This is a genomic window from Corallococcus sp. AB045 (assembly GCF_003668895.1).
GTDB classification, from domain to species: domain Bacteria; phylum Myxococcota; class Myxococcia; order Myxococcales; family Myxococcaceae; genus Corallococcus; species Corallococcus coralloides.
The window spans coordinates 28450-52450 of record NZ_RAWN01000052.1 but is presented as its reverse complement, the minus strand read 5'-3'; the positions used below and the strand labels follow the sequence as shown (position 1 = coordinate 52450).

Sequence of the window (24001 nt, the reverse complement as noted above, 5' to 3'; positions counted from 1 at the left end):
GCCCCCGGGCGCCCGTCCCGCGGTGTGGCCTCCCGCGCCCGAGCAGCAGGCCCGCGCGGCCCAGGCCACCACTCCGACCCAGCCGCCGGTTCCCCCGGCGCCGCCCCGGGGCGAGCCGTCGTTCATCATCTTCAGCAACCCCGCGTCCACGCAGGGCGCGAACCGTCCTCGCGCGCCGGAGCCCGCCCCCGTCCCGGGTGCCTCCAACGCGCCGGATGCCGCCGTGCCGGAGTGGACGCTGCCCCAGGCCCGCTCCGCGCTGCGGGAGTCGACACGCGACCTGAACCGCCTGCTGGACGTGGCGCTGCGCTTCGGCCGCCGCACGTTCGACTACGTGGCCGCCTTCGCCGTGGTGCGCGGCGCCGCAGGTGGCTGGGACTCGCGCGGTGAGGGCCTGGACGCGAACGCCCTCTCCCTGGTCTCCATCCCCCTGGACGCGAGCAGCGTCTTCCGCACCGTCGCCGTCACGCGCGGCAGCTACGCGGGCCCGCTGCCGCCGGACGCGCTCACGCGGCACTACCTGGAGCTCTTCGGCCGCCAGGCCCCGCGCACCGTCTTCCTGTACCCGGTGGAGGTGAAGGGCCGCCTCGTGGCCATCCTCTACGGCGACTGCGGCCAGAAGCCGATGAGCCAACGCCGGCTCAGCGACTACATCCTGTTCTGCCAGGACCTGCCGGCCGCCTTCCAGGAGCTCATCCTCTTCCGCAAGCAGCGCGTCTCCGAGCTGCGCGCGCCGGAAGAGGACATCACCATCGACGTGGACGTGCCCGGCTTCCCGGCCCCGGTCCAGCCCGCTCCCGCGCCCGCCGTGGTCGCGGGGCTCGGGTGGAACCCCGTCTTCGGCCGGGGAGGCGTGGCCAACCTGGGCCGTGCCGCCTCCCTGCCCCCGCGCGTGCTGTCCCCGGAGGAGCGCCCGCCGCCGGACTTCACGCCGCTCCTGCGCCGGCTCACCGGCCCGGACGCGTCCCAGCGCTCCAGCGCCATCGCGGAGCTGGCGCGCTCGCCGGAAGCCAGCGCCCGGGTGCTCGCGCAGCACTTCCCCGGCCCCACCGCCTGGAGCCGCCTGCCCGTCGTGGAGCTGCCGGAAGCGGACGAGCTGGGCCCCATCCCCGCCGCCCTGTCGCGCCTGGGCCGTCCCGCGGCCGTCGCGCTGGCGCCGCTGTTGGACTCGAACGACGCGGACACGCGCTACCTGGCGCTGCTCACCGCGGGCAACCTGCCCTACGCGGAGCTGGTGGACGGCGTGCTGCGCGGCCTGTTCGACATGGAGCCGGACATCTCCAGCGCCGCGCGAGTCGCCGCCGCCGCGCTCAAGCACCTGCCGCGCCTGGACGCGTCCCTGCGCGACCTGCGCCAGGAGCTGACCAGCCGGGACGCGCTGCGCCGCTCGCTGGCGGCCCGTGCGCTGGGCACGCTGCACGACCGCGACGCCATCGAAGGCCTCATCAACCTCACCGGCAGCGACGACGCCATGTGCGCGCAGGCCGCCGCGGAGGCCCTGCGCGAAGTCACCCGCGCCACGCTGGGTCTCCAGCCGCGCCAGTGGTCGGCGTGGTGGGCGGAGAACCGCAGCCGCCGCCGCGCGGACTGGCTGGTGGCCGCGCTGCGCCACCGCGAGCTGGACGTGCGGCTCGCCGCCATCGAGGAGCTGAGCCGCGCCCTGCACGACACGCTGGGCTACTACGCGGACGCGCCCGACACGGAGCGCGAAGCCGCGGTGCGGCGCTGGGAGTCAGCGGCGGTCGACCCCGCCAACGCCCGCCGGCTGGGCATGCTCTGAGCCTCGGAGGCGCGCGATGACGGGCGCCATGTGGGTCAGCCTGCTGGCGTGCGCGGGGCAGCTCGCGCTCGCCGGCATCGCGCTCGCCCGCGTGGGACGAAGCCCCCTCGCGCTGCCGCTGTCGCTGCTCTCCATCGCGCTGTCCACCTGGAACTTCTCCGCCTTCGGGCTGGCGCGTTCGGGGGACACCGGCTGGCGGCTGATGGGCTTCGCCGCGGCGCTGATGACGCTGCCGTGCGCGGTGCACTTCATCCTCGCGTTCGTGGGCCGCCGTCGCCGCTCCGCGCGGGTCCTGTACGGCACCTACGCTGTGATGGGCGCGCTCGCGCTGACGATGCTCATCGCCATGGGCGTGCCCGCGCTGGAAGAGCGCATCTACACCTTCCGCTTCGGGCTCGCGGTCGCCGTGGGCGTCATCCCCATCCTCACCACGGGCTTCGTGCTGCTCACGCGACACCTGCGCCACGCGGTCTCCCCGGACGAACGCGCGCGCGCGGGCTTGATGCTGCTGGGGCTGACGCTGCTCGTCGCGCTGCTGCTCACGGACCTGGCGGCGGACATGGCCCTGCCCGTGCCGAAGCTGGGCAACGTGGGCACGCTGCTGGGCCTGCCGGTGATGGCCACCGCGTCCCTGCGCTTCCAGCTCTTCGGCAAGGACGCGCGCGCCACGAGCGCGGCGGTGCACGCCGGGGTGCTCGCGCTGGTGGGAGTGTTCGCCTACCTCGCGCTCTTCCGCGCCTTCGCCGCCGAATCCGGGGCGCTCGTCGTGGGCACCACCGCCATCACCTTCGCGCTGCTCGCGGCGGCGCGGCGGGGCGTCACCGCCTTCGTCACCCAGCGCGAGCGCCTGGAGCAACTGGCCACGCTGGGCCGCTTCTCCGCGCAGATGGCGCACGACCTGAAGAACCCCATCGCCGCGCTCAAGGGCGCCGCGCAGTACCTGAAAGAGGAGCATGCGCGCGGCCACTCCTGGGACGCGCACGGGGACTTCCTGGACCTGCTGCTGGAGCAGGTGGAGCGCCTGGACCGCGTAGCCGGCACGTACCAGCGCCTCGCGCGAGTCGAACCGCTGCGCCGGCCGCTGGACCTGAACCGGCTGGTGGAGGGCGTGCTGTCGCTCCAGGCCTTCGCGACACCGGGCTCGGTGGAGCTCAAGAAGGAGCTCGCGCCCGACCTGCCCGAGTGCGCGGGAGACGAGGACCTGCTCGCCAACGCGCTGGAGAACCTGGTGCGCAACGCGTTCGAGGCCATGCCCGAGGACGGCACCCTCACCGTGCGCACGCTGCGGGATGGCGGCGCGGTGGTGGTGGAGGTGCAGGACACCGGCAGCGGCATGGACGCGCGCACGCGCGAGCGGGCCTTCGACGACTTCTTCACCACCAAGGCGACGGGCAGCGGCCTGGGGCTGGCCTTCGTGCGGCGCGTGGCGGAGGCGCACGGCGGCACCGCGTCCCTGACGAGCGGCGAGGGCCATGGCACCATCCTCCGCCTGCGCCTGCCGGCGGCCCCCATTTCCCAGGCCCCGGCATCCGAGGGAGAAGCCGCGTGAGTGACGCACTGAAGGGCCACGTCCTGGTGGTCGATGATGATCCCGCGCTGCTCAAGGTGCTGGGCGCGCTGCTCACCCAGGCGGGCCTCACCCCGCATCCGGCCTCGAACGCGAAGGACGCCCTGTCCCTGCTCGCGCGCCGCCCCATCGACGTGGTGCTGAGCGACGTGCGCATGCCGGGCATGAGCGGCATGGAGCTGCTCGCGGAGGTGGGGCGCGGCTGGCCGGACGTGCCCGTGCTGCTGATGACCGCGCACGGCACGGTGCCGCTCGCGGTGGAGGCGATGAAGGCGGGCGCGGCGGACTTCGTGCTCAAGCCCTTCGACCGCGAGGAGCTCCTTTTTTCGCTGAAGAAGGCCCTGCTCCACGCGAGCCAGGACCCGGAGCCCACGCGCGGCACCGGCAAGGCGCCGGACGGACTGGACAGCCTGCTCATGGGCCAGAGCCGCGCGATGAGGGACGTGAAGGCCCTGCTGGTGAAGGCCGCCCAGGGCACCGCCACGGTGCTGCTGAGGGGCGAGTCCGGCACGGGCAAGGAGCTGGCCGCGCGAGCCCTGCACGAGAACAGTCCCCGGCGCGCGGGGCCGTTCGTGAAGCTGCACTGCGCGGCGCTCCCGGACACGCTGCTGGAGAGCGAGCTGTTCGGCTACGAGAAGGGCGCCTTCACCGGCGCGGCCACGCGCAAGCCCGGCCGCGTGGAGCTGGCGCACGGCGGCACGCTGTTCCTCGACGAGATTGGCGACGTGTCCCCCGCCGTGCAGGTGAAGCTCCTTCGCGTGCTCCAGGAGCGCGAGTTCGAACGGCTGGGCGGAACCCAGACGGTGAAGGTCGACGTGCGCTTCGTCGCGGCCACGCACCAGTCGCTGGAGGACGGCGTGCGCCGGGGCACCTTCCGCGAGGACCTCTTCTACCGGCTCAACGTGGTGCCTCTCTGGCTGCCCACGCTGCGCGAGCGGCCGGAGGACATCGTGTCCCTCGCCCGCCACTTCCTGGACGTGCACGCGAAGAGCAACGGCCGCGTTCCATTCACCCTGAGCGAGGACGGCCTGCGCGCGCTCCAGGCCCAGCCATGGCCCGGCAACGTGCGCCAGCTGCAGAACTTCCTGGAGCGGCTGGTGGTGCTCTCCGACGGGCCCGCGCTCACCGGCGAGGACGTGGCGCGCGAGCTCACCCGCCAGCCGGGACTCCCGCCGCCGCCCGTCGCCGCGCCGCTGCCTCCGTCGCCGTCCGACTCCGTCACGCTGGAATCACGGCGCAAGGACGTGGAGAAGGAAGCCCTGGCGGATGCGCTGAAGCGCTCGGGTGACAACCGCACGCTGGCGGCGCGGCTGCTCGGGGTGAGCCGGCGCACGCTCTACAACAAGCTGGAGGAGCACGGCCTGTTGTAGGGGTGCCGGGAGGCCGGGAGGCCGTCACCCGGTTCGTGTTGTCACCGAATGCTTCCGTGTACTGACCTGACTTCCGGGTTTATGCTGCTTCGCGCTCGTACTCCCTGGACGCGGCACCGCAGCGCACCCGAGTCCCCCTCCCGGCCCGCAGGGGCTGGCTGACACGAAGGAGCAACGCCCCATGACCCAGTCCCTCGCCGCCCGCGTGAGCGGTCCCGTCTACACTCCCAACGACGCGGGCTATGCCCCGGAGTGCGCCGGCTTCAACGTCGTGGTCACCCATTCGCCGCAGTACGTGGTGGCGGTGAAGTCCACGCAGGACGTGGCGGAGGCCATCCGCTTCGCCCGGGAGAACAACCTGCCCGTCTCCGTGCAGGCCACGGGGCACGGGACTGACCTGCCCATCACCTCCGGCGTGCTCCTCTCCACGAAGGCGATGAACCACGTGAGCATCGACCCGGCGACGCGCACCGCCACCGTTGGCGCGGGCGCACGCTGGGAGCCGGTCGTCGCGGAGGCGGCGAAGCACGGACTGGCGCCCATCGCCGGCTCGTCCACGAACGTGGGCGTGGTGGGCTACCTGCTGGGCGGCGGCATCGGGCCGCTGGTGCGCAGCCACGGCGTCAGCTCCGACTACGTGGTGGGCTACACGCTCGTCACCTGTGACGGGGAGACGGTGGAGGCGACCGCGGAACAGCACCCGGACCTGTTCTGGGGCCTGCGCGGCGGCAAGAACGGCTTCGGCATCGTGACGGAGGTGAAGGTCAAGCTGGTGGAGCTGCGCTCGCTCTACGCGGGCAGCCTCTTCTTCGAGGAGCAGCACATCGAGGCCGTGCTGCGCGGCTGGGTGAAGTGGACGTCGGAGGCGGACGCGCGTGTGTCCACGAGCATCGCCGTCATGCGCTTCCCGCCGTTCGACTTCATCCCGCCCCCGCTGCGCGGCCGCACGGTCATCAACCTGCGCTTCGCCTACCCGGGCTCCGTCGAGGAGGGCGCGAAGTTCGCGGCGCCCCTGCGCGCGCTGGCGCCCCTCTACCTGGACATGCTGGGCGAGCTGCCCGCGACCCAGATGGCGCGCATCCACAATGATCCGGATCAGCCCAGCCCCGTGTGGACCACCGGCATGATGCTGACCCACGTGGACCAGGACTTCGCGACCACGGTGCTGCGCCACGTGGGCGCGGGCGCGCAGACGCCGTACTTCATGCTGGAGCTGCGGCACCTGGGTGGCGCCTGCCAGAAGGACGTGGCGGGCGGCTCCGCGGTGGGCGGCCGCAACGGCAACTTCCTCGTCGGCCTGGTGGGCATGCACCCGCCGCTGTTCGAGACGGTGCTGCCCGGCGCCACGGAGGGCCTGCGCGCGGAGCTGAAGCCGTGGCTGTCGCCGGAGATGACCATCAACTTCATGGGCAAGGTCCGCGACGCGGAGCACTTCGACAGCGCCTGGCCGGACGCCATCCGCGCGAAGCTCAAGGAAGTGCGCGGCAAGTACGACCCGCACAAGCTCTTCGCCGCGAAGTAGCGGTCGACGAGAGCCTTCAGGGAGCCAGCGTCGCCAGCGCGTCCAGCTCCTCCTGGAACGCGGCGACGACGGCCCCCGGGTCGGGCACGCGTGACGCATCCGAGGCCACGCCCACGGTCACCTGTCCCGAATAGCTGAAGAGGCTGACCCCCAGGCCCACGTGGCCGGCCTGGGGGACCCAGAACGTGAGTCCCGCGAGCCGGCTGCCCGCGAGCGACACCGGCTGGCGCGGCCCGGGCACGTTGGTGGCGACGAGCGACGCCTTGGTGCCCACCAGCATCTCCACGAGGGCGCGCTCCAGCGCCGCGGGCGTGCGGCCCAGAAGTTCCAACATGCCAGACGTCACCACGGCCTCCGGTGAGCGCTTGAGGTGCTCCATCCGCTTCGCCACTTCGCGCAAGCGGCGGCGCGGCTCCGCCTGATGCACGGGGAGCCGCAGGAACACCACGCCGAAGCGGTTGCCCAGCTCGCGAGGCACCGGAACATCCAGGGGCCGCAGGTTCACCGGCACCAGCGCGTGCATGTCCTCCAGCGAAGCGTCCCGCGTGGCCAGGTAGCGCCGCAGCGCGCCCGTCAGCGCCGTGAGCAGCACGTCGTTCACCGTGCCGCCCAGGGTGCGGCCCACGGCCTTCACCTTCTCCAGCGGAATGGGCTCCGACCACGCGGCGAGCTTCCGGGGGCCCAGCGGTCCGCGCAAGGGAGAGCGTGGATCCCTAGGCAGCACCAGCACCCTGCCCACTGCCGCCGCCCCCTTCGCGCCCTCGCGAACGAGGTCGCCCGCGAGGATGGGCTCGCGCACCAGCTCCGCGCCCTTGCGCAGCGCGGAGCGGGCGCCCCGGGCGAACCGCATCCAGCCCGGAGCTTGAGGTGGCCGCTCCACCTCGGAGGGCGTCACCACCTCGGAATCTTCATCCCGGACTTCCGGCACGGCGGCGGCGTCCACCGGATCCGTGAGGGACAGCAGCACCCGCGCGAGCGCGATGCCATCCGCGATGCAGTGGTGCAGCCGCGCGAGCAGCACGTCCCCGCCCGGCGCGCCTCGAATCAGGTGGAAGTGCCACAGCGGACGCGAGCGCTCCAGCGGCACGCCCAGCCAGTCCCCGACGAGCGCCTCCAGCCCCGCGCGCCCCGCCGACTCCGGCACGCGCAGCGTGGACAGGTGCTCGTCCACGTTGAAGTCCGGCGCGTCCTCCCAGTGCGGCGCGCCCAGCGGCCCGGGCACCACCCGCTGCCGGAAGCGCGGGTAGCGCTCCACCAGCCGCTCGCGCACCACCGCGCGCAGGCGCTCCAGGTCCACGGCGCCGTCGAACCACAGCACCGCGGTGATCATCATCAGGTTCGCGGGCTCCTCCATCTGGAGCCACGCCGTGTCCATGCTCGCCATCCGCTCGCGACCTGCCATGGCGTCCTTCTCACCCGTGCGCCCCGGTGGGGGCAAGGTCGTCCTCAAGGCTTGGGTTGCGGCTCCGGCGCTTCCTGCTTCTCCCGTTCGAACTGGAACGTCTGCCGGGTGGCGCCCGGCACCGTGAGGACGAGCGAGTCCTTCTCCTCGATGGCGTACGTGAACTCCCCGCCCTTGAACTTGCCCTGGGACAGGGGCACCACGCGCTGCTTGCCGCACACCGGGCCCACCGCCTGACCGTCCTGCGTGCGCAGCGCCAGGTGCTTCTTGTCCTTCACCTCCAGCCGGCCCCACGCGCGCACGTCCAGCGTGCTGCCGCGCCCGAGCGTCGCGTCATCCAGCTTCGTCCGCAGCACGAAGCAGCCGCTCGGCGTGACCTGCAGCGCCCGCGCGTAGTCGGACCGGGGCTGCACGTCGATGCGCTCCGCCTGTCCCTGGTCCGTGTCCGGGATGCTCGCCGCGGACAGCACCCACGTGCCCACCAGCTCCTTGGGGACGGCCGTGCCCTTCGGGGCCTTGTCGCCCTCGCACGGGTTCGTCACCAGCTTCTCCGGGCTCTTGGGCGCGGGCTCGAAGGACTTCTCGCAGGTGAGGCCACACGACTTCGCCGCGCACGCCGTGTCATCCGGCGCGCAGGCCGCCTTGCTGGTGCAGGCCTTCAGCCGCTTGAGCGCGTCCTCGCACCCCTCGCGCATGCACTTGTCTACGCACTCCGCGTCGATGCACTCCGACACACAGACCCAGTTGGTGCGGCCACACACGCCCGCCACGGTGCGTGGAGCCTGGGCCGCCGCGGGCAGCGAGGCAGCGGAGACGAGAAGCAGGACGAGGAGTCGGAGCGGTCGCATGCGCACTGCAAGCTAGGCAGTGCGACCACCTCCGGCGACACCCGGCGACAGGATGGCTGTCCACCGGGCATCACTCCGGGCTCCGGCACTGCCGTCAGGTGAACTGCCACCGCCAGGTGCGCGGGTCGGACGGATTGGGCAGCTCCAGCTCGAACTCCAGCGTGTCGTAGCGGCTGAACTCGCGCGGCTCCACGCGCAGGAGCGTCATCGCCGTGGTGTTGCGCTCGCGCATGGGCGACACGTCGTAGGCCAGCTCCGCGTCGAAGGCGACCTTGTAGAACAGGCAGAAGCCGTCCACCCGCCCGTCCTCCTCCACCGGCCGCTGGATGCGCACGCGCGAGGGCAGCCCCTCCGCGCGCATCGTCTCCAGGTCGAACCCGAACGCGGGCTCCGGTTCACACAGCAGGTGGTCCACCTCATACGAGCGCACCAGCCGCGTGAAGTACGACGGGCTCATCGCCTCGCGCAGCGACTGGAGGCAGCGGAAGTCCACGTGCGGCAGATGCTGCGTCCAGATGAACGGGACGCACGCCTCCTCGCGGAGCTGCACGGGCTCCACGTAGACCTCGAAGCGGTTGGGGAGGATGCGGCCGCCGGGCTTGAGCAGGCGCGAGCGCAAATCCAACATCCGGGGCACGAGCCCCGCGTCGAGCAGCGCATCTCCCAGCAGCTCATGCAGCAGCACGTCCGCCTTCTCCTGCGGCTGGAAGTGCCAGGTGGGTTCGCGCACGAAGTCGATGCGGTCCAGGCCGTTGCGGCGGGCCACCCACTGCGTGGTGTCCAACAGACGCGAATCATCCACCGCGTACAGCTTGCGCGGGTTCTGGTGCGCGGCGAGGAAGGTGCGCAGGCCAGTGCCGGCCTTCACGTCCACCACCACCTGGTTGGGGCGCACGTAGCGCTCCACCGCGCGGCGCCACATCTCCACGCGTTGCGGATCCGCCAGCACCGAGTCCTGCGGCGCTGGACTGGACAGGGACAGGCTGTTGGGCGCGTGCCGGCGGTGGAGATGGGACACGAGCGGCAGGTGCCTGAGACGCGAGCGCAGGTCCATCAATGCCTGACGCGGCAGGTCGAGCAGATTCGACATGGTGGCTTCCCCCCGGAAGGCCGTGACGGTCCCGACAAAGACGCGGCCGACCACCCCGTCCCCCGGAACCGGACTCCGGAGGATGCGGTAAATCCCGGCTTTCCCCCAATCCGTCCCGAGTGCCGCTCACTGTCCCCGCGTGAACACCCGCCCCCGCACCGGGGGCTGAATCCACTCGCACCGGCTCGTGACAATCCCTCAAGGCAGGAATGCACCGGGAACCCCGGTGACCCCTCGCCGGCGGTGTGGAGCAGCCGTCGGCGAGGGGCCTTCCCACCTGCCGGGAGCGTCCGCGCATGACAGTCCAAGCATCCCTCCGGGCGGGCAAGAAAACAGGTGGAAGGCGTCTATTCCGGAAAGTCGCTCATTCGCGAGCCCTGCTCGTGGACGAGAGGAAGGCTGCCGGTCACGCCCGTGGATGGACCCAGGTCTTGTTGGAAGAGGGGGCACGGATGATGCGAGCGATGGAATCGCGGACGCAGGGCGGGCGGGAGCGGGTGGAGGACGTCCAGGGCGCGGCGCACTGGGAGGCGCAGCCGTGGCGGCTTCAATTGCAGGACGCGAGGGCGCGCGAGCACCGGGTGGCGCGGTCCGCGTGGGTGGCGGCGCTGCTGGCGGAGGGCTGCGCGGCGGAGGCGGAGGTGGCGGAGTTCGCGGGGGCGCTGGAGGACCGGGCGTCGCTGAGCATCGGGCAGGTGTTGCGGTTCGCGGACAGCGTGCGGGTGCGCATGGCGCTGGCGTGCACGGACGACGAGGTGTTGCAGCTGGCCTACCTGCGCCGCAACGCGGAGGAGCTGGCGGAGCGGATGATTGACTGGGCCAACACGGGGCGTCTGCCGGCGTAGGGCAGCAAGCGGGGCACCGCGCGGACGTTGGTGGTGGGCGTCCCGGGTGGGAGTGCCTTGACAGGGGCGGTGGGGCGCTCTCAGGTGGGGGCATGCTCGCCCTCGCACTTGCCGCCACGCTGGCGGCCGCACCCGCGCCTCGCGTCGCCGCCTCCACGGTGACGGTCCTCCACGTCCCGCAGTTGGATCAGCTCCAGGGTTTGAACGCGTTCCTGACGCGGGCCGGGGCGTACTCGCAGCTGCTGAACCCGGAGGCGTGGCGCGGCGAGTTGCACCCCATCCTGCGGCTCGACCTCGGGAAGCCGGAGGTGATGGAGGCGCAGGGCATCGACGTGACGGGGCCGCTGACGGTGTCCATGCGGCAGGACGGCCGCATCGCGTGCACGCGGGTGAAGGACGCGAAGGTGTTCCAGGAAGCGACGGCGAACGTGCTCGCGCGCAGCGGCGACGTGAAGGCGGGCACGGTGAAGGGCGTGACGACGCTGCGCGCGCCGAGCGCCACGGGCGGCTTCGGCGGCTACGTCATCAAGGGCCAGGAGGCCTGCGCCTTCCTGAGCACGGATTCGGACGACGCGCTCCGCAAGGAGGCCGCGAAGCTGGTGGCGCTCAAGGCGCCGGCCGCGGACGCGCGGATGGCCACGGTGCCGGGCGCGCTGTTCGTGTCCACGAAGGACGGCGTGTTGGCGTTGGATGGCACGGCGACGGGGCTGAAGGTGGAGGGCACGGCGACGAAGCTGCCGCTGCCGCCCTTCCAGGCCAAGGGCACGAGCCCCTACGGCGCCATGGCCCCCGCGGGCCTGCTCTTCGCCAGGGCGCAGGTGGCGCCGACAGGCGTGGCACAGGCGGTGGAGTCCGTGGCGGACGCGGTGCGGACGGTGTGTCCCACGTGCCCGGCGGCGGACGTGAAGGCGGTGACGGACGCGCTGGCGAAGCAGCTGACGGGGCAGGTGTTGTTCGGCGTGGACTCGGTGGCGGTGCGCGGTTCGTTGCGCAAGCCGGAGGTGCGCTTCTTCGCGGCGAAGCAGGCGCTGGCGGCGGAGGTGACGGACGCGGCGGCGGTGAAGGCGGCGCTGGCTCCGCTGGCGAAGTTCCCGGGCGCCAAGACGCTGGAGGACGGCTACGCGATGGAGGCCAAGGGCGGCAGCATCTACGTGCGGCTCAAGGGCAAGCAGCTGGTGTTCGGCAACGACTCCACGGTGACGCAGACGCTGCTCGCGGCGCTGCCGGAGAAGGGCGGGCCGCTGAAGCGTGCGGTGGAGTTCACGTTGGATCCGAAGAAGGTGGCACGAGGTCTGTCGCAGGTCTCGCTGATGGACGTGATGGGCGACGAGCGCCTGGCCGCGTTCTTCGGCGCGAGCACGGAACTGGGTCCTCTGCTCGCGAAGAGCGACAGCATCACCGGCTGGCTGGACAGTGCGCCAAACGGCGCGCACCGGTTCCAGATGAACTGGTCGCTGCCGGAGAAGAACTGAACGGGGCCTGGAATGACGGCCAAGGTGTTTGACGAGTACGGAGTCTGGGAACCGGATGTCGAAGCCGCGCTGCGCACGCTGGGTCCCGTGCTCGGGATTCCTTTCAACGCGCACTACAGCGACTACCTGGGAGGTGATTATTACAGGGCGAGCCATCAGAGAGGCGAGGTCGCCATCCGGCCCAACTACCTCTACTTCACGAAGAGCTGGGCGGCGGAAGACCACAGGGAGTTCAGCACTCTGCTGTTCGTGAGTGGCATCGCGGATCCCGATGGCTTGCGACAGCTGCTCCAGGAACGCTGTGGCTCGCGAGTCGTGTGGCTGAAGCGGGTGTCCGTCGAGAAGAACCGCAAGAGCGAGGTCATCTTCAAGCTGAATGGCCACAGCGCGTAAGCATCGAAGCTTCTGACGCGAAACGGCCCGCTCCGGGCAATCCCCAGGGCGGGCCGTCGTGTCTCCGAAGCAATCCGGACTCTACTTGCGCACCAGCTCCACCTGCATGCCCAACAGCTTGCGGCTCTCGCCCGTGGTGCCGCACATCGCGCCGTCCATGAGCGGCCCCATGGGGCGCGCCATGCCCTCCACCTTGCACCAGTAGCGCACGGTGTACAGATGCGCCCCTTCCCCGCGCAGCCGGATGCCGAAGGACTCCAGGCGTCGTGACTCGCCCTGCGTTCCGCACGGCGCGCCCTCGGGCAGCCACCCCGAATCACCGATGTCCTGGAGGTGGCACTGATACTCCAACTGCACGGCCTTCATGGGGCTTCCTTGTGGGAGACACCCGACCAGACGCCAGGCTAGCGGCGGCGCTCGACTCAATGCATTCACCTGTGGGCCGGCGTCCTGTCAGACCGGGCAGCGACTCTCTGTATTTTTCGCCCCTGGCGGGGCCTCTCACAGAAGGCGTCGATGTTCATGCGTTGGAGCCTTGTCGCCATGCTGCTGGGGCTGTTGTCCGGGGCAGGCTGGGCGCAGGAGGTGGTCATCCCGCAGGACTCCGAAGAGGCGGAGGCTCCTTCTTCACCTGCGGACCCTGTCGCGAACTCGCAGTGGGTGAACCTGCTGCGCATGGAAGCCACGTCGCTGACGCTCCTGCCCAACAACGGCGTGGGTGGAGACGAAGGCTTCGTGCAACTGGAGCCCAAGGTGGTGGTGGCCAGACGGGGGACCTTCCACCTCAACCTGGGAGCTCCGGTGCGGCTGCGGTTGTGGGGTGGCGGAGCCGGAGGCGGCTTCGTGAGAAAGGAGGACTGGGACACGCTGTCCGACTGGGGGCAGGTGGTGCGCATTCTCACGGTGGGAGGTGACGCACCGAACTCGTTGTGGATGGGCACCCTGGAGTCCTACACCCTGCTGTCCGGACATCTGGTGCGCCGCTACAACAACCGAGGCAACCCTGACTACCACCCGGCCGGAGCGGTGGTGACGGGTACGCTGGGCCCGGTGTACGCGGAGGCCTTCGCCTCGGACGTGTTGGGCGCACGTCTGGCCGGAGCGGAAGTCGAGCTGGACCTGCAGTACGTCCTCTCCGGCCAGCCTCTACACTCCTCGCGTTACATGGTGTCCCTGTCCGCGGTGCATGACTGGGGGAAGGCCGGCGGCGCTTCTGAGCCGATGACGTTGGCGCACCTGGATGGCACGGCCATCGTGTTGAAGAGCGGGAGCCAGGACGGTGGCTTCGAATTGCACCTGCTGGGTGGTTGGGGTGGACGTCCAGGAGAGGGAGGCGCATGGGGCGCGGTCGCCGGCCTGGGCGTGGAGTCGGTGTCGCCAACAATGGACCTGCGGGCGCGCCTGGAGGGGCGCATGCAGCGCGGAGGCTTTCGGCAGGGGGCCTTTGGCCCTGACTACGAACTGGCGCGCTTCCAGGTCGCGGGCCCGTCCGCCCTGCCGTTGGCACACGCGTCCTTTCCGGACGGGTACTCGGCCTACGGCGAGGTGATTCTGAGCTGGGACGAGGAGCGCCTGGGCGTCCTGGCAAGGCGACACTTTCGCCTCACCCTGGGCGCGGAGGCCTTCACCTGGGGCCGTGTGGACATGGACGGGCGCCTGGAGGTGCAGCTCTTCCACAGGGACTTCACGGTGGCTGTGGCAGGGCTCGCGGTGGGGATGGGCGAGCTGGGTGCGCGCTACCTCGTCTCGGGAGAGGCCCGGTGGCGCTTCCTCGGGGGAAAACTGTACGCGGTGGGCCAGGGAGGCACGGTGCTCTACCCGGAGGCGGAGGGGACGCTGCGGCCGGGTGCCTTCGCGGCCGTGGGTGTGGGGGTGGACAATGTGCGCTGAGCGCCTGCCATGCAGAGGCGTAGGCCTGCTGTTGGCGACGGCGATGCTCACTGCCGGCTGCGCCTCGATGCCAACCCGGCCCGCTCTGGGTGCCGCCTTGGCCTCCAGGCCCTTCTCCGTTTCAGACCAGGCGCTGCGGAGTACGGCGGGCGGTGCGTCACAGGGGGAGGAGTCGGCCTCAGCCGTGGAGAGCACGGATGCGCTCCTACTCCGTCGACGCGAGCCCCTGAGGGGGGAAGGCGAGGGTGCGGGTGCGCCGGACCCGAAGGCGATGGCCGGCGGCCGGGTTATCGCCTGTGGTGGCACGGCAGTGCCCTCGGGCTGGCCCCACCTGGACTCCAGCCAGGAGGTGCTCGAGCCCTTCCTGGCATGTGCCTCGCCCGCGGAATTCGTGACCATGCAGCGTGGGGTGGAGATGGCCTCGCTGGTGGAGTCGCTGGAGGACTGGGATGCAGTGCGGCTGGGTGCCCTGGGGCCGCTCGACGCGCAGGCGTCGGAAGTCCTCGGCCGCAAGCGCGCGGCCTTTCTCGTCACGGCCACCGAGCAGTACGGCAGCCCCCATGCCGAGGTGTTCGCCCTCTTCGTCCTCCACTCCTCCTTCGACGACGAGCTGCGAGAAGTGGTGCAACTCCTGGCGCGCGACAGGCAACTGGGGGAGGCGCTGGGGAGCATGGCCACCGTCCGCGAGGAGTTGAAGCGGCGTGGCCTGACGATGGAGGACTTCCCAGAGCGCAGAGAGCAGGCCAATGACGTGCTGCGCGGCCTGGGGCGTGCTGGCCGGGACATGCTTTCCAGTACCGCCATGAGTGGTGAGGCCCGGTACGCGGACCTCATGATGGCGAAGCGCAGCCAGCTTCCACCGCCCTATCAGGCGGCCCTCGACGAAGTGCAGAAGGCGTTGATGGAGCGGCACTACTCGCCGGGAAGCGTTTCGGCCGGGGCCTTTGATCAGCTGACCTTCGGTGTGCCGCTGGGCTTCTACCATCTGGTGGCGGGGACGGGGCACGGGGCGTACTCACTGGCGCAGGGCAAGTACGAGCAGGCAAGCCGTGAGCTGGCGCCAGCCGCGCTGGCCGTGGCGCTGTACGCCGGAGGCAAGGGCGCACGGGCCCTGGTGGAGGCGCGAGGAGGGCTGCGACGGCTCCAGATGCCGGCGTTGGACCTGGACGGTGTGAAGGCGCTGATGGGGCGCCTGGAAGAGCAACTGGGCGTCACCGCCGCTCGCGACCTGCTCCGCTATCTCCAGGCGAGCCGCGAGGGTGCCCTGGTGGCCGCCGAGTGGGGCGAGGCGGGGCTGCTGGCGCTGTCCGAGGCACGCGGCAACCCAGCGAAGGCGCAGGCGATGCTGGCGGAGGCCCGTCGCGAGTCCGCTGGGTCCGCGGCAACGCGGGGCGTTGCTGGGAAGAAGGGTGGCGGTTCATCCCTCCTGGCGCGGGACGCCAGCGTGTCCGCTGCGGAGGCCAAGCTGCTCCAGGCGGAGTTGGAAGCCTTGGGCCCGCGCCTGCCCAAGGACGTGAAGGTACTGAAGCAGCTGTCCCCCAAGCTGGATGCTCCGCCTCCTGGGGTCGAGGAGGGTGCAGGGCTCTGGCGCGACTACGTCGCTTATCGAGGGCGGCGGCTCAAGGAGCTCCTGAACGGTGAGACCGCCGAGGGTCCCCTGAAGTGGGAGGGCTACCAGGAGATGCGCACCTGTTATGCCCGCGGACTGGCCTTCGAGCAGACCATGGCCTCCATCTTGGAGGCGGATGCGGCCCTCCCGCGGGCGCAGCGACGGTGGCTCAAGGACTTCACCCAACCCCGAATCGAGACGCATGTGGGAGTGGCGAAGGCGGACCTGCGCTTCGCGGACGTGCTCGTCATCGAGGAGCGCCCACCTGCCGGCCAGCCGCCTCGTGTGGAGACGTTCAGCTTCAAGAGCAGGGACCTTTCATCGCTGAAGGAGCGGCCTCTCCAAGCTCAGTTGATCGCGGATGCGAGCGAGGCACTTCGGTATTACGGGGAGACGTTGGCCATCCGTCGGCCTGGGCTCGTGCAGGATGCGCACGTTCAGAGAGTTCGAGTCATCTATGAGGGAGGGAAGTTCAAGCCCCAAGATCTTGATGCGCTTGATCGCGCTGTGAGGAATGCTGAGAGCGACGTCACGGGTGTGGAGGTGCAGTTCCAATGAAGATCCTGGAGTTCCATGAGCTGCGCGCGGAGGATCGCCTGCGATTGTCCGTCGAAGGCTCATTCGACGAGCGAGTCGCTCTCGAACCACAATTGGAGCCCTTCCTACAAGCGCTTGAGACGTATGCGGGCGAATGGATGCCGGATGTTGTCGAGGGAAAGCGGCGGCGGAAATACTCCCGCGCAGCGATTTCAAAAGCACTCGCGGAAGAGGACAAGGCCAGGAGTGTATCCCTCGGGCTGTACCGTACGAGCCATCCCGCGTTGGATATGACGCTCAACCTCGGCGGCGCTCATCCTTCCGAATTGGGTATCTCGGTTGTCATCCAACCACTGTCTTTCTTTGCGCGGACGGAGCGTTGCCAAGAGTTTGTTGAGATGGTCAGAGCGTGGGCTCTGCACTTCCCGGTCACCTATGCCATGGCTCACGGCATGGCGGATCGGCAACTTTCTGGAGCGCCGTACTTCCGCCGCGATGAGAGAATCTCTCGTAGAGACGGATTCGATAAAGTCTATGAACTGTTCTGGCTCAATGTCTTCGGTCCGAAGTTGGTGGAGACCGTAGGCCGCGAGCGAATGCTTTCGACTCCAGCTCATCGTGTGGAAGAGCTCCCCAACGGCTCCGTCCTCCTGGTGATGTGGCCCACCGCCGCCGACTTCGCCAGTGAGGAAGCACGCGTGGCACAGGCCCGTGCCCATGTTCACCTGAGGCCGGACCTCGACTTCGGCACGGTGCTGCGCACCTTGCGAGAGCGCAGCGCCGCGCTTGCTCCGGTGGAACCTCGATTCCACCCGGACCTGGCGCCGCTTCTTTCGCGGCTGCCGGACGCGTTCCCCATCAGCGAGCGGCAGCAGAAGATCGCTGAGCTCAATGCCTTCCAGCCGCCCGAGCCGGAGGAGTGGCTGCCGGCCGCCCTGCCAGCGGACGTGGAGAACCCGGAGCGCGTCCACGGATCCTACGGCGACCTGTCGGAAAGCCTCGTGGCGGCGCTGCATCCCCAGGTGGCCTCCCTCATGGATGAGATGCCCGAGTCCCTCACGGACCTCGACTTCTACTTCTGGAGAGAGAACTTCCCGGAGCGGTACAAGCGCGACCTCATCGACGCGCACACCGCACCGGCCGTGGGGGCCTATCTCGGCGGCATGCTGGTGCGGCGGCTGGGCGGGACGTGGGTGCCGCGCAAGAAGCTCGAGGAGTCCCAGGTGCAAGTCGGCAAGCGCGTCTGGCTGCCCTTCCTCCGTGCCCGCCGATACATGCAGTCCCGCCAGGCGCTGCTGGACTACTCGCTCACCCGGTTCTTCCGGGAGGCAGAGCGGTACCGCCCCTGACTTGGACATGAGCGCTTCCCGGCCATCGGCTGGCGAGCAACGACCTGAGCGCGGCTACTTGCGCACCAGCTCCACCTGCATGCCCAACAGCTTGCGGCTCTCGCCCGTGGTGCCGCACATCGCGCCGTCCATGAGCGGCCCCATGGGGCGCGCCATGCCCTCCACCTTGCACCAGTAGCGCACGGTGTACAGATGCGCCCCCTCGCCGCGCAGCCGGATGCCGAAGGCCTCCAGGCGCCGTGACTCGCCTTGTGTTCCGCAGGGCGTGCCCTCGGGCAGCCACCCCGAATCACCGATGTCCTGGAGGTGGCACTGGTACTCCAGCTGCACGGCCTTCATGGGGCGCTTCAGGTGGAACTCGAACTGCTCGATGCGCTTGGGCTGCGTGGGCAGCCACGTGGCTCGGCTGGAGCTCTGGTTGCCGATGTCCTCACTGTGCACCGTGCCCACCAGCTCCACCGTCTTCGAGGGACCGGCACCCAGCGTCGACGCCAACATCATTCCAACCAGCAGGCTCTTCATGGGGCTTCCTTGTGGGAGACACCCATCCCGACGTGGCCGGAGGGAACCTATTCACCTGGAGTCCTACGCCGTCCGCTCGCGAGGCCACCCCGTCCGCGACCGCTGGCGCTCCGCCTCCTCCGCGCGCGCCAGCCCCCGTTGGATGTCATTCCAGTCCAGCGTCCCCGCAAGCAGCCCGTCCTCATCCACCACCGCGGCCATGGGCACGCGCGCCTCCGCCATCCTCCGGAGCGCCGCCCATCCATCCTCGCGCAGGTCCGCCACCACTCCGTCCTCCATCGCGTCACGCACCACGTAGCTTCCGCGCTGCGCCTCCGGCACCGCCTGCACCGCCACCCACGTCACCCGCCCCACCGGCCGCCCCGTGCTCGTCACCGGCAACATGTTCACGTGCTCGTGCCGCAGCGCCCAGTGCGCGTCCTGCATGGACAGGTCCAGGTCCACGCCCACCATCCGCGGCGTCATCAGCGCCTCCACCTGCACGCGCTCCAGCAGCGCCTTCATCCGCACCTGCCGCGACTCCCCTTCCGCGCCCATCAGCACGAAGAACGCCACCACCAGCGTGAACGGATTCAGCGTCACCAGCCCCCACACGCCGAACATCACCGCGAACACCCGCCCCAGCCCCGCCGCCACCCGCGTGGCCCGCACCACTCCCAGCCGGGGCGTCAGCGCCGCGCGCACGATGCGGCCTCCGTCCATGGGGAACGCCGGCAACAGGTTGAAGCCCCCCAGCACCGCGTTGAGCATCGCCAGCGTGAAGAGCGCGAACTGCACCTGGAACATCCCCAGGCCGTGCACCACCCACGTCAGCGCGCCCAGGAACGCCGCCAGCCCCAGGCTCGTCAGCGGCCCCACCAGCGCCATCAACGCCTCGTCCCGGGGACGCTTGGGCACCTCCGCCAGCTCCGACACGCCTCCGATGATCATCAGCGTGATGCCGTGCACCTGGCCGCCATGCCGCAGCGCATAGAAGGTGTGCGCCATCTCGTGCAGCAGCACCGACACGAACAGCCCCACCGCCACCGCCAGCCCCCACGCCCACGGGTGTCCGCCCAGCGCGCCCGGCGGCACGTCCGCTGTCTCCGCCGCCCGCTGGAGCGCCCCGCCGAACGACAGCGCCAGGAGCGGCAACGCCACCAGCAGGGACACGTGGACCCGGATGGGCACCCCCCGGAATGAGCCCACCTGCAGTGCTCCCGGCCTCGCACGCATCGCCAGCCTCCCTACCCGCCGCCTCCGCGGGAAGACGCGGTGTCGGAAATCCTGAACTTCCGTCCCGTTCCCGTCCCATGCACATGGGGCCAGGCCGTTCGCCCACCCCTCCAGGAGCAAGGGAAGCGCTGCCAGCGACTTCCAATCGTGTTAGAGCGGCCCCCCATGGCCACGACCCCCGAGAACGATCCCTTGCGCGCACGGCTCCAGCAGATGGAGCAGCAGGCCGAGCAGGGCGGCGGCGCCGACCGCATCGCCAAGCAGCACGAGGCCGGCAAGCTCACGGCCCGCGAGCGCATCGACCTGCTGCTCGACCCCGGCTCCTTCAGCGAGCTGGACAAGTTCGTCACCCACCGCAGCCATGACTTCGGCATGGGCGACAAGAAGATCCTCGGCGACGGCGTCGTCACCGGCTACGGCACCGTGGAAGGCCGCCAGGTGTTCGTCTTCGCCCAGGACTTCACCGTCTTCGGCGGCTCGCTGTCCGGCGCTTACGCCCAGAAGATCTGCAAGATCATGGACCTGGCCACCCGCGTGGGCGCGCCCGTCATCGGGCTCAACGACTCCGGCGGCGCGCGCATCCAGGAAGGCGTGGAGAGCCTGGCCGGCTACGCGGACATCTTCCTGCGCAACACGCTGGCGTCCGGCGTCGTCCCCCAGATTTCGCTCATCCTGGGGCCGTGCGCGGGCGGCGCGGTGTACTCGCCCGCCATCACGGACTTCATCATGATGGTGAAGGACACGTCGTACATGTTCATCACCGGCCCGGACGTCATCAAGACGGTGACGCACGAAGAGGTCTCCAAGGAGTCCCTGGGCGGCGCGCTCACGCACAACCAGAAGTCCGGCGTGGCCCACTTCGCCGCGGAGAACGAACAGGCAGCCATCGCCATGACGCGCGAGCTGCTCTCGTTCCTGCCCTCCAACAACCAGGAGGACCCGCCCGCGCAGCCGTGTGAGGACGACCCGTTCCGCGCCGAGGAGTCGCTCAAGTCCATTGTCCCGGCGAACCCGAACAAGCCCTACGACATCAAGGAGATCATCCGCGCCATCGTGGACTCCAAGCACTTCTTCGAGGTGCAGGAGCACTTCGCGAAGAACATCGTCGTCGGCTTCGCGCGCATGAACGGCAAGAGCGTGGGAATCGTCGCCAACCAGCCCGCGGTGCTCGCCGGCTGCCTGGACATCGACGCCAGCGTGAAGGCCGCGCGCTTCGTGCGCTTCTGCGACTGCTTCAACATCCCCCTGCTCACCCTGGTGGACGTGCCCGGCTTCCTCCCCGGCACCGACCAGGAGTGGGGCGGCATCATCACCCACGGCGCCAAGCTGCTCTACGCGTACGCGGAAGCCACCGTCCCGAAGATCACCCTCATCACCCGCAAGGCCTACGGCGGCGCGTACGACGTCATGGCGTCCAAGCACATCCGCGCGGACATCAACTACGCCTACCCCACCGCCGAAATCGCCGTGATGGGCCCCGAAGGCGCGGTGAACATCATCTTCCGCAACGAGCTGCTCAAGGCCCAGGACGCCAACGCCGAGCGCAAGAAGCTCACGGACGACTACCGCGAGAAGTTCGCCAACCCGTTCAAGGCGGCGGAGCTGGGCTACATCGACGAGGTCATCCGTCCGGAAGAGACCCGCGCCAAGGTCATCCGCGCACTGGAGATGCTCAAGGACAAGCGGCAGGAGAACCCGCCCCGCAAGCACGGCAACATCCCGCTGTAGAAGTAGTCCCCAAGAAGTTCTGGAGCCGCCCGCAGGTCCCCCGTCGCCTGGGGGGCAGGCGGGCTTGGCGACTTCCGGAAATTCTCAGGTAACGCCGGGGCTTTCACGGGGCCACTCAAGGAGCCCCCCACGTGTCCCAGCAGCGCCGACTCGTTCTCTTCCTCTCCGACGTCGAAGGAAACCTCACCGCTCTGCGTCAGACGCTCAAGGGCGTGTGCGAGGGACTCGACCTCCCGTGTCCCGAAGTGAAGTGGGTGGAGCCCCGTCCAGAGTCGCTGGCCGACAGTGGCTGGCACGTGGCGGAGATTCCCCTCGTCTCCGGCAAGACGTCCGGCAAGGTGTCCTCCCCCGAGGAGCACGTGGACGCCATGACGCAGGCGCTCTCCCGGGACTTCCGCGACCGCTCCATGGGCATGTACGTGGACCGGGAGCACAGCTACGCACGCGTCTGCATGGCCGCCCCCAGCCGCCCGCCCCGCGCCATGGAGGGCGAGTACCTGGACGTCCTGCGCCAGGCCGCGCGCTGGCTGGACGTGGAGACGACGGCGCTGGCCCGCCTCTTCAGCGGGAATGCCGCGCGCAACCTGCTGGCGGCCGCGGTGGACTTCGGGCCGGATGGCAAGGCCGTGGAGGCCCCCTCGCACCCCGCTCCTCCCCCGGAGCCGGACGAGGACGACCGCTTCGTGGAGGCGAAGCTCGCCCAGGCGAAGCAGCTGATGGATGAGTACCTGAACCTGCGCAAGTAGAGGCGGGCAATCCCGGGCGCCCCATGCTAGACGGGCGCCCATGCCCAAGATCCGCAAAGTGCTCGTCGCCAACCGCGGCGAGATCGCCATCCGGGTGATGCGCACCTGCAAGGACCTCGGCATCGCCACGGTGGCGGTGTACTCCGAAGCAGACCGCTCCGCGCTGCACGTGCGCACCGCCGACCAGGCCTACTTCGTCGGACCCCCGCCCTCGCGCGAGAGCTACCTCGTGCAGGAGCGCATCCTGGAGGTCGCGAAGGAGTCCGGCGCGGACGCCATCCACCCCGGCTACGGCTTCCTCTCCGAGAACGCGTCCTTCGTGCGCGCCTGCGAGAAGGCCGGCATCACCTTCATCGGCCCGCCGGCCGCCGCCATGGACGCCATGGGCGAGAAGACCCGCGCCCGCGCCAACATGATCAAGGCGGGCGTGCCCGTCGTGCCCGGCACCACCGAGCCCATCGGCACCATCGAGGAAGCGCGCGAGTACGCGCAGCAGATCGGCTTCCCCATCATGCTCAAGGCCGCTGGCGGCGGCGGTGGCAAGGGCATGCGCCGCGTGGAGGGCCTGGGAGACTTCGACTCCGCGTGGCGCTCCGCCAAGAGCGAGGCGCTCAACGCCTTCGGCAACGACGCGGTCTACATCGAGAAGTACCTGGAGAAGCCTCACCACGTGGAGATCCAGGTGTTCGCCGACCAGTACGGCAACACCATCCACCTGAACGAGCGCGAGTGCTCCGCGCAGCGCCGTCACCAGAAGGTGGTGGAGGAGACGCCCAGCCCCATCCTCACGCCGGAGCTGCGCGCGAAGATGGGCGAGGTCGCGGTGAAGGCGGCCAAGGCCGTCAACTACGTGGGCGCCGGGACGGTGGAGTTCCTGGTGGACGTGCACCGCAACTTCTACTTCCTGGAGATGAACACCCGCCTCCAGGTGGAGCACCCGGTGACGGAGTGGGTCACCGGCCTGGACCTGGTGGCCATGCAGCTCAGGGCCGCGGAGGGTGAGAAGCTCCCCCTCTTCGAGGCTCCCACGCCGCGCGGTCACGCCATCGAAGTGCGCGTGTACGCGGAGGACCCTGCGCGCAACTTCATGCCCAGCCCCGGGAAGATTCACGCGCTGCGCGTGCCGAGCGGCCCGAACGTGCGCGACGACTCGGGCGTGTTCGCGGGCTTCACGGTGCCCAACTACTACGACCCCATGATCTCCAAGCTGTCCGTATGGGGCGCCACGCGCGAGGAGGCCATCGCGCGGGCCAAGCGCGCGCTGTCCGAGTACGTGGTGAAGGGCATCACCACCAACATCCGCTACCTGCACGGCATCCTGTCCCACCCGGAGTTCGTGGGCGGGGACTACGACACCAGCTTCCTCACCCGCCATCACACTGCGCTCTTGGGCGAGGAGGACTCCAAGCTCAGCGAGGTGGCGCTGCTCGCGAGCACGCTGCACGCCTTCCAGCGCGACCAGAAGCGCGCGAAGACGCTGCCGTCGCGCAGTGGTGGCGGTGACGCCAATGGCCGCATCAGCCCGTGGCGTCTGGCGTTGAAGAGCCGCCGCCGCTGACCTTCTTCCTCCCGCAAGCCTTTCGGAAGGGACCTTTCCGCATGCGTTACTTCACGAAGCAGCAGGGCCAGAAGGAAGCGGTGCCGGTGGACCTGGAGTCGCTGGGCCAGGACCGCTACCGGCTCACGGTGAACGGCAAGACGTTCCAGGTGGACGCGCTGTCCGTGGACCAGGGCACGCTGTCGCTCCTGGTGGACGGCCAGTCCTACAACGTCGAGTTCGAGGAGAACGGCGACGAGATTGGAACGCTGGTGCGCGGACAGGTGAACCGCACCGACGTGGCGGATGAGCGCAAGCTGCGCATGCGCGCCGCCGCGGGCAGCTTCTCCGTGGAGGGCCGTCAGGTCATCCTCGCGCCCATGCCCGGCAAGGTGGTGAAGGTGCTGGTCAAGGTGGGCGAAGAGGTGAAGGAGGGCCAGGGGCTCGTGGTCGTGGAGGCCATGAAGATGGAGAACGAGCTCAAGAGCCCCAAGGCCGGCAAGGTCACGGAGGTGTTCGCCAAGGAAGGCACCGCCGTGGAGAACAACGCCAAGCTCGTCGTCGTGGAGTAGCCGCCCC

General features: G+C 70.0%; 20 protein-coding genes. 14 read left to right on the top strand and 6 right to left on the bottom strand.

The window, feature by feature from the left end; all coding sequences use genetic code 11:
* From D7Y21_RS15190 to D7Y21_RS15175, 4 genes are all read left to right on the top strand, one after another.
* The coding region (locus D7Y21_RS15190) for a HEAT repeat domain-containing protein (RefSeq protein ID WP_370038649.1) at positions 1–1780 on the top strand (1780 nt) is incomplete at its 5' end.
* A gap of 16 nt (positions 1781–1796) precedes the next feature.
* Positions 1797–3329 carry an ATP-binding protein gene (locus D7Y21_RS15185; protein ID WP_121713990.1) on the top strand — a complete coding sequence of 511 codons (1533 nt, stop codon included), beginning with the start codon at positions 1797–1799 and terminating at the stop codon, positions 3327–3329.
* Positions 3326–4717 (top strand): sigma-54 dependent transcriptional regulator, encoded by a 1392-nt coding sequence (locus D7Y21_RS15180; RefSeq protein WP_121713988.1) that lies wholly within the window; start codon positions 3326–3328, stop codon positions 4715–4717. The genes D7Y21_RS15185 and D7Y21_RS15180 overlap by 4 nt, the downstream gene beginning before the upstream one ends.
* 181 nt (positions 4718–4898) lie before the next feature.
* Complete coding sequence (locus tag D7Y21_RS15175; protein WP_121713986.1) at positions 4899–6239, top strand: FAD-binding oxidoreductase; 1341 nt, start codon at positions 4899–4901, stop codon at positions 6237–6239.
* A gap of 16 nt (positions 6240–6255) precedes the next feature.
* On the opposite strand, the gene D7Y21_RS15170 is transcribed toward D7Y21_RS15175, so the two are convergent.
* The 3 genes from D7Y21_RS15170 to D7Y21_RS15160 all read right to left on the bottom strand — a co-directional run bounded on the left by D7Y21_RS15170 (position 6256) and on the right by D7Y21_RS15160 (position 9579).
* The gene (locus D7Y21_RS15170) at positions 6256–7641 is read right to left on the bottom strand and encodes a wax ester/triacylglycerol synthase family O-acyltransferase (protein ID WP_121714000.1); all 1386 of its coding nucleotides are present in this window, start codon (positions 7639–7641) and stop codon (positions 6256–6258) included.
* A gap of 44 nt (positions 7642–7685) precedes the next feature.
* Positions 7686–8489 carry a hypothetical protein gene (locus D7Y21_RS15165; RefSeq protein ID WP_121713984.1) on the bottom strand — a complete coding sequence of 268 codons (804 nt, stop codon included), beginning with the start codon at positions 8487–8489 and terminating at the stop codon, positions 7686–7688.
* A gap of 94 nt (positions 8490–8583) precedes the next feature.
* The gene (locus D7Y21_RS15160; protein ID WP_120561965.1) at positions 8584–9579 is read right to left on the bottom strand and encodes a class I SAM-dependent methyltransferase; all 996 of its coding nucleotides are present in this window, start codon (positions 9577–9579) and stop codon (positions 8584–8586) included.
* 452 nt (positions 9580–10031) lie between these two features.
* Between D7Y21_RS15160 and D7Y21_RS15155 the strand changes: the two genes are divergently transcribed.
* The 3 genes from D7Y21_RS15155 (at position 10032) to D7Y21_RS15145 (ending at position 12289) form a co-directional block, all read left to right on the top strand.
* On the top strand, positions 10032–10424 hold the full coding sequence (locus tag D7Y21_RS15155; RefSeq protein ID WP_233591424.1) for a hypothetical protein: 393 nt from the start codon (positions 10032–10034) through the stop codon (positions 10422–10424).
* Between the two features lie 92 nt (positions 10425–10516).
* Positions 10517–11896, top strand: coding sequence for a hypothetical protein (locus tag D7Y21_RS15150; RefSeq protein ID WP_121713982.1), 1380 nt, complete (start codon positions 10517–10519; stop codon positions 11894–11896).
* Positions 11897–11920: 24 nt separating this feature from the next.
* Complete coding sequence (locus D7Y21_RS15145) at positions 11921–12289, top strand: hypothetical protein (RefSeq protein ID WP_147469285.1); 369 nt, start codon at positions 11921–11923, stop codon at positions 12287–12289.
* 81 nt (positions 12290–12370) lie between these two features.
* On the opposite strand, the gene D7Y21_RS15140 is transcribed toward D7Y21_RS15145, so the two are convergent.
* On the bottom strand, positions 12371–12655 hold the full coding sequence (locus D7Y21_RS15140) for a hypothetical protein (RefSeq protein WP_120562576.1): 285 nt from the start codon (positions 12653–12655) through the stop codon (positions 12371–12373).
* A gap of 150 nt (positions 12656–12805) precedes the next feature.
* Here D7Y21_RS15140 and D7Y21_RS15135 point away from each other — a divergent pair, with 150 nt between their 5' ends.
* From D7Y21_RS15135 to D7Y21_RS15125, 3 genes are read left to right on the top strand one after another with little or no spacing between them, the layout of a single operon-like run.
* Positions 12806–14179 carry a hypothetical protein gene (locus D7Y21_RS15135; protein ID WP_121713978.1) on the top strand — a complete coding sequence of 458 codons (1374 nt, stop codon included), beginning with the start codon at positions 12806–12808 and terminating at the stop codon, positions 14177–14179.
* Complete coding sequence (locus tag D7Y21_RS15130) at positions 14169–16346, top strand: hypothetical protein (RefSeq protein WP_121713976.1); 2178 nt, start codon at positions 14169–14171, stop codon at positions 16344–16346. The genes D7Y21_RS15135 and D7Y21_RS15130 overlap by 11 nt, the downstream gene beginning before the upstream one ends.
* Positions 16343–17674: a hypothetical protein gene (locus D7Y21_RS15125; protein WP_120561970.1), complete on the top strand. Its 1332-nt coding sequence runs from the start codon at positions 16343–16345 to the stop codon at positions 17672–17674. Before D7Y21_RS15130 ends, D7Y21_RS15125 begins: the two co-directional genes overlap by 4 nt.
* Positions 17675–17728: 54 nt before the next feature.
* Here the strand turns inward: D7Y21_RS15125 and D7Y21_RS15120 are convergent, their stop codons facing one another.
* Together D7Y21_RS15120 and D7Y21_RS15115 are read right to left on the bottom strand one after the other, a co-directional pair.
* A complete protein-coding gene (locus D7Y21_RS15120; RefSeq protein ID WP_120561971.1) occupies positions 17729–18196 on the bottom strand; it encodes a hypothetical protein in 468 nt (155 codons plus the stop codon).
* 63 nt (positions 18197–18259) lie between these two features.
* On the bottom strand, positions 18260–19366 hold the full coding sequence (locus tag D7Y21_RS15115) for a site-2 protease family protein (RefSeq protein WP_233612113.1): 1107 nt from the start codon (positions 19364–19366) through the stop codon (positions 18260–18262).
* 210 nt (positions 19367–19576) lie between these two features.
* Here D7Y21_RS15115 and D7Y21_RS15110 point away from each other — a divergent pair, with 210 nt between their 5' ends.
* From D7Y21_RS15110 to D7Y21_RS43455, 4 genes are all read left to right on the top strand, one after another.
* Entirely contained in the window at positions 19577–21139 is a 1563-nt protein-coding gene (locus D7Y21_RS15110) for an acyl-CoA carboxylase subunit beta (protein ID WP_120561973.1), read from the top strand.
* Positions 21140–21270: 131 nt separating this feature from the next.
* A complete protein-coding gene (locus tag D7Y21_RS15105) occupies positions 21271–21885 on the top strand; it encodes a hypothetical protein (RefSeq protein ID WP_120561974.1) in 615 nt (204 codons plus the stop codon).
* A gap of 40 nt (positions 21886–21925) precedes the next feature.
* Positions 21926–23443, top strand: a complete 1518-nt coding sequence (locus D7Y21_RS15100; RefSeq protein WP_121713972.1) for an acetyl/propionyl/methylcrotonyl-CoA carboxylase subunit alpha — start codon at positions 21926–21928, stop codon at positions 23441–23443.
* Between the two features lie 41 nt (positions 23444–23484).
* Positions 23485–23994 carry a biotin/lipoyl-containing protein gene (locus D7Y21_RS43455; protein ID WP_014393922.1) on the top strand — a complete coding sequence of 170 codons (510 nt, stop codon included), beginning with the start codon at positions 23485–23487 and terminating at the stop codon, positions 23992–23994.
* The last annotated feature ends 7 nt before the right edge of the window (positions 23995–24001 follow it).

Bases quoted from the DNA above. Each gene is read 5' to 3' on its own strand.
- D7Y21_RS15185 (WP_121713990.1), top strand. From the start codon at position 1,797: ATGACGGGCGCCATGTGGGTCAGCCTGCTGGCGTGCGCGGGGCAGCTC.
- D7Y21_RS15175 (WP_121713986.1), top strand. From the start codon at position 4,899: ATGACCCAGTCCCTCGCCGCCCGCGTGAGCGGTCCCGTCTACACTCCC.
- D7Y21_RS15170 (WP_121714000.1), bottom strand. From the start codon at position 7,641: ATGGCAGGTCGCGAGCGGATGGCGAGCATGGACACGGCGTGGCTCCAG.
- D7Y21_RS15165 (WP_121713984.1), bottom strand. From the start codon at position 8,489: ATGCGACCGCTCCGACTCCTCGTCCTGCTTCTCGTCTCCGCTGCCTCG.
- D7Y21_RS15160 (WP_120561965.1), bottom strand. From the start codon at position 9,579: ATGTCGAATCTGCTCGACCTGCCGCGTCAGGCATTGATGGACCTGCGC.
- D7Y21_RS15155 (WP_233591424.1), top strand. From the start codon at position 10,032: ATGATGCGAGCGATGGAATCGCGGACGCAGGGCGGGCGGGAGCGGGTG.
- D7Y21_RS15150 (WP_121713982.1), top strand. From the start codon at position 10,517: ATGCTCGCCCTCGCACTTGCCGCCACGCTGGCGGCCGCACCCGCGCCT.
- D7Y21_RS15140 (WP_120562576.1), bottom strand. From the start codon at position 12,655: ATGAAGGCCGTGCAGTTGGAGTATCAGTGCCACCTCCAGGACATCGGT.
- D7Y21_RS15135 (WP_121713978.1), top strand. From the start codon at position 12,806: ATGTTCATGCGTTGGAGCCTTGTCGCCATGCTGCTGGGGCTGTTGTCC.
- D7Y21_RS15130 (WP_121713976.1), top strand. From the start codon at position 14,169: ATGTGCGCTGAGCGCCTGCCATGCAGAGGCGTAGGCCTGCTGTTGGCG.
- D7Y21_RS15125 (WP_120561970.1), top strand. From the start codon at position 16,343: ATGAAGATCCTGGAGTTCCATGAGCTGCGCGCGGAGGATCGCCTGCGA.
- D7Y21_RS15120 (WP_120561971.1), bottom strand. From the start codon at position 18,196: ATGAAGAGCCTGCTGGTTGGAATGATGTTGGCGTCGACGCTGGGTGCC.
- D7Y21_RS15110 (WP_120561973.1), top strand. From the start codon at position 19,577: ATGGCCACGACCCCCGAGAACGATCCCTTGCGCGCACGGCTCCAGCAG.
- D7Y21_RS15100 (WP_121713972.1), top strand. From the start codon at position 21,926: ATGCCCAAGATCCGCAAAGTGCTCGTCGCCAACCGCGGCGAGATCGCC.
- D7Y21_RS43455 (WP_014393922.1), top strand. From the start codon at position 23,485: ATGCGTTACTTCACGAAGCAGCAGGGCCAGAAGGAAGCGGTGCCGGTG.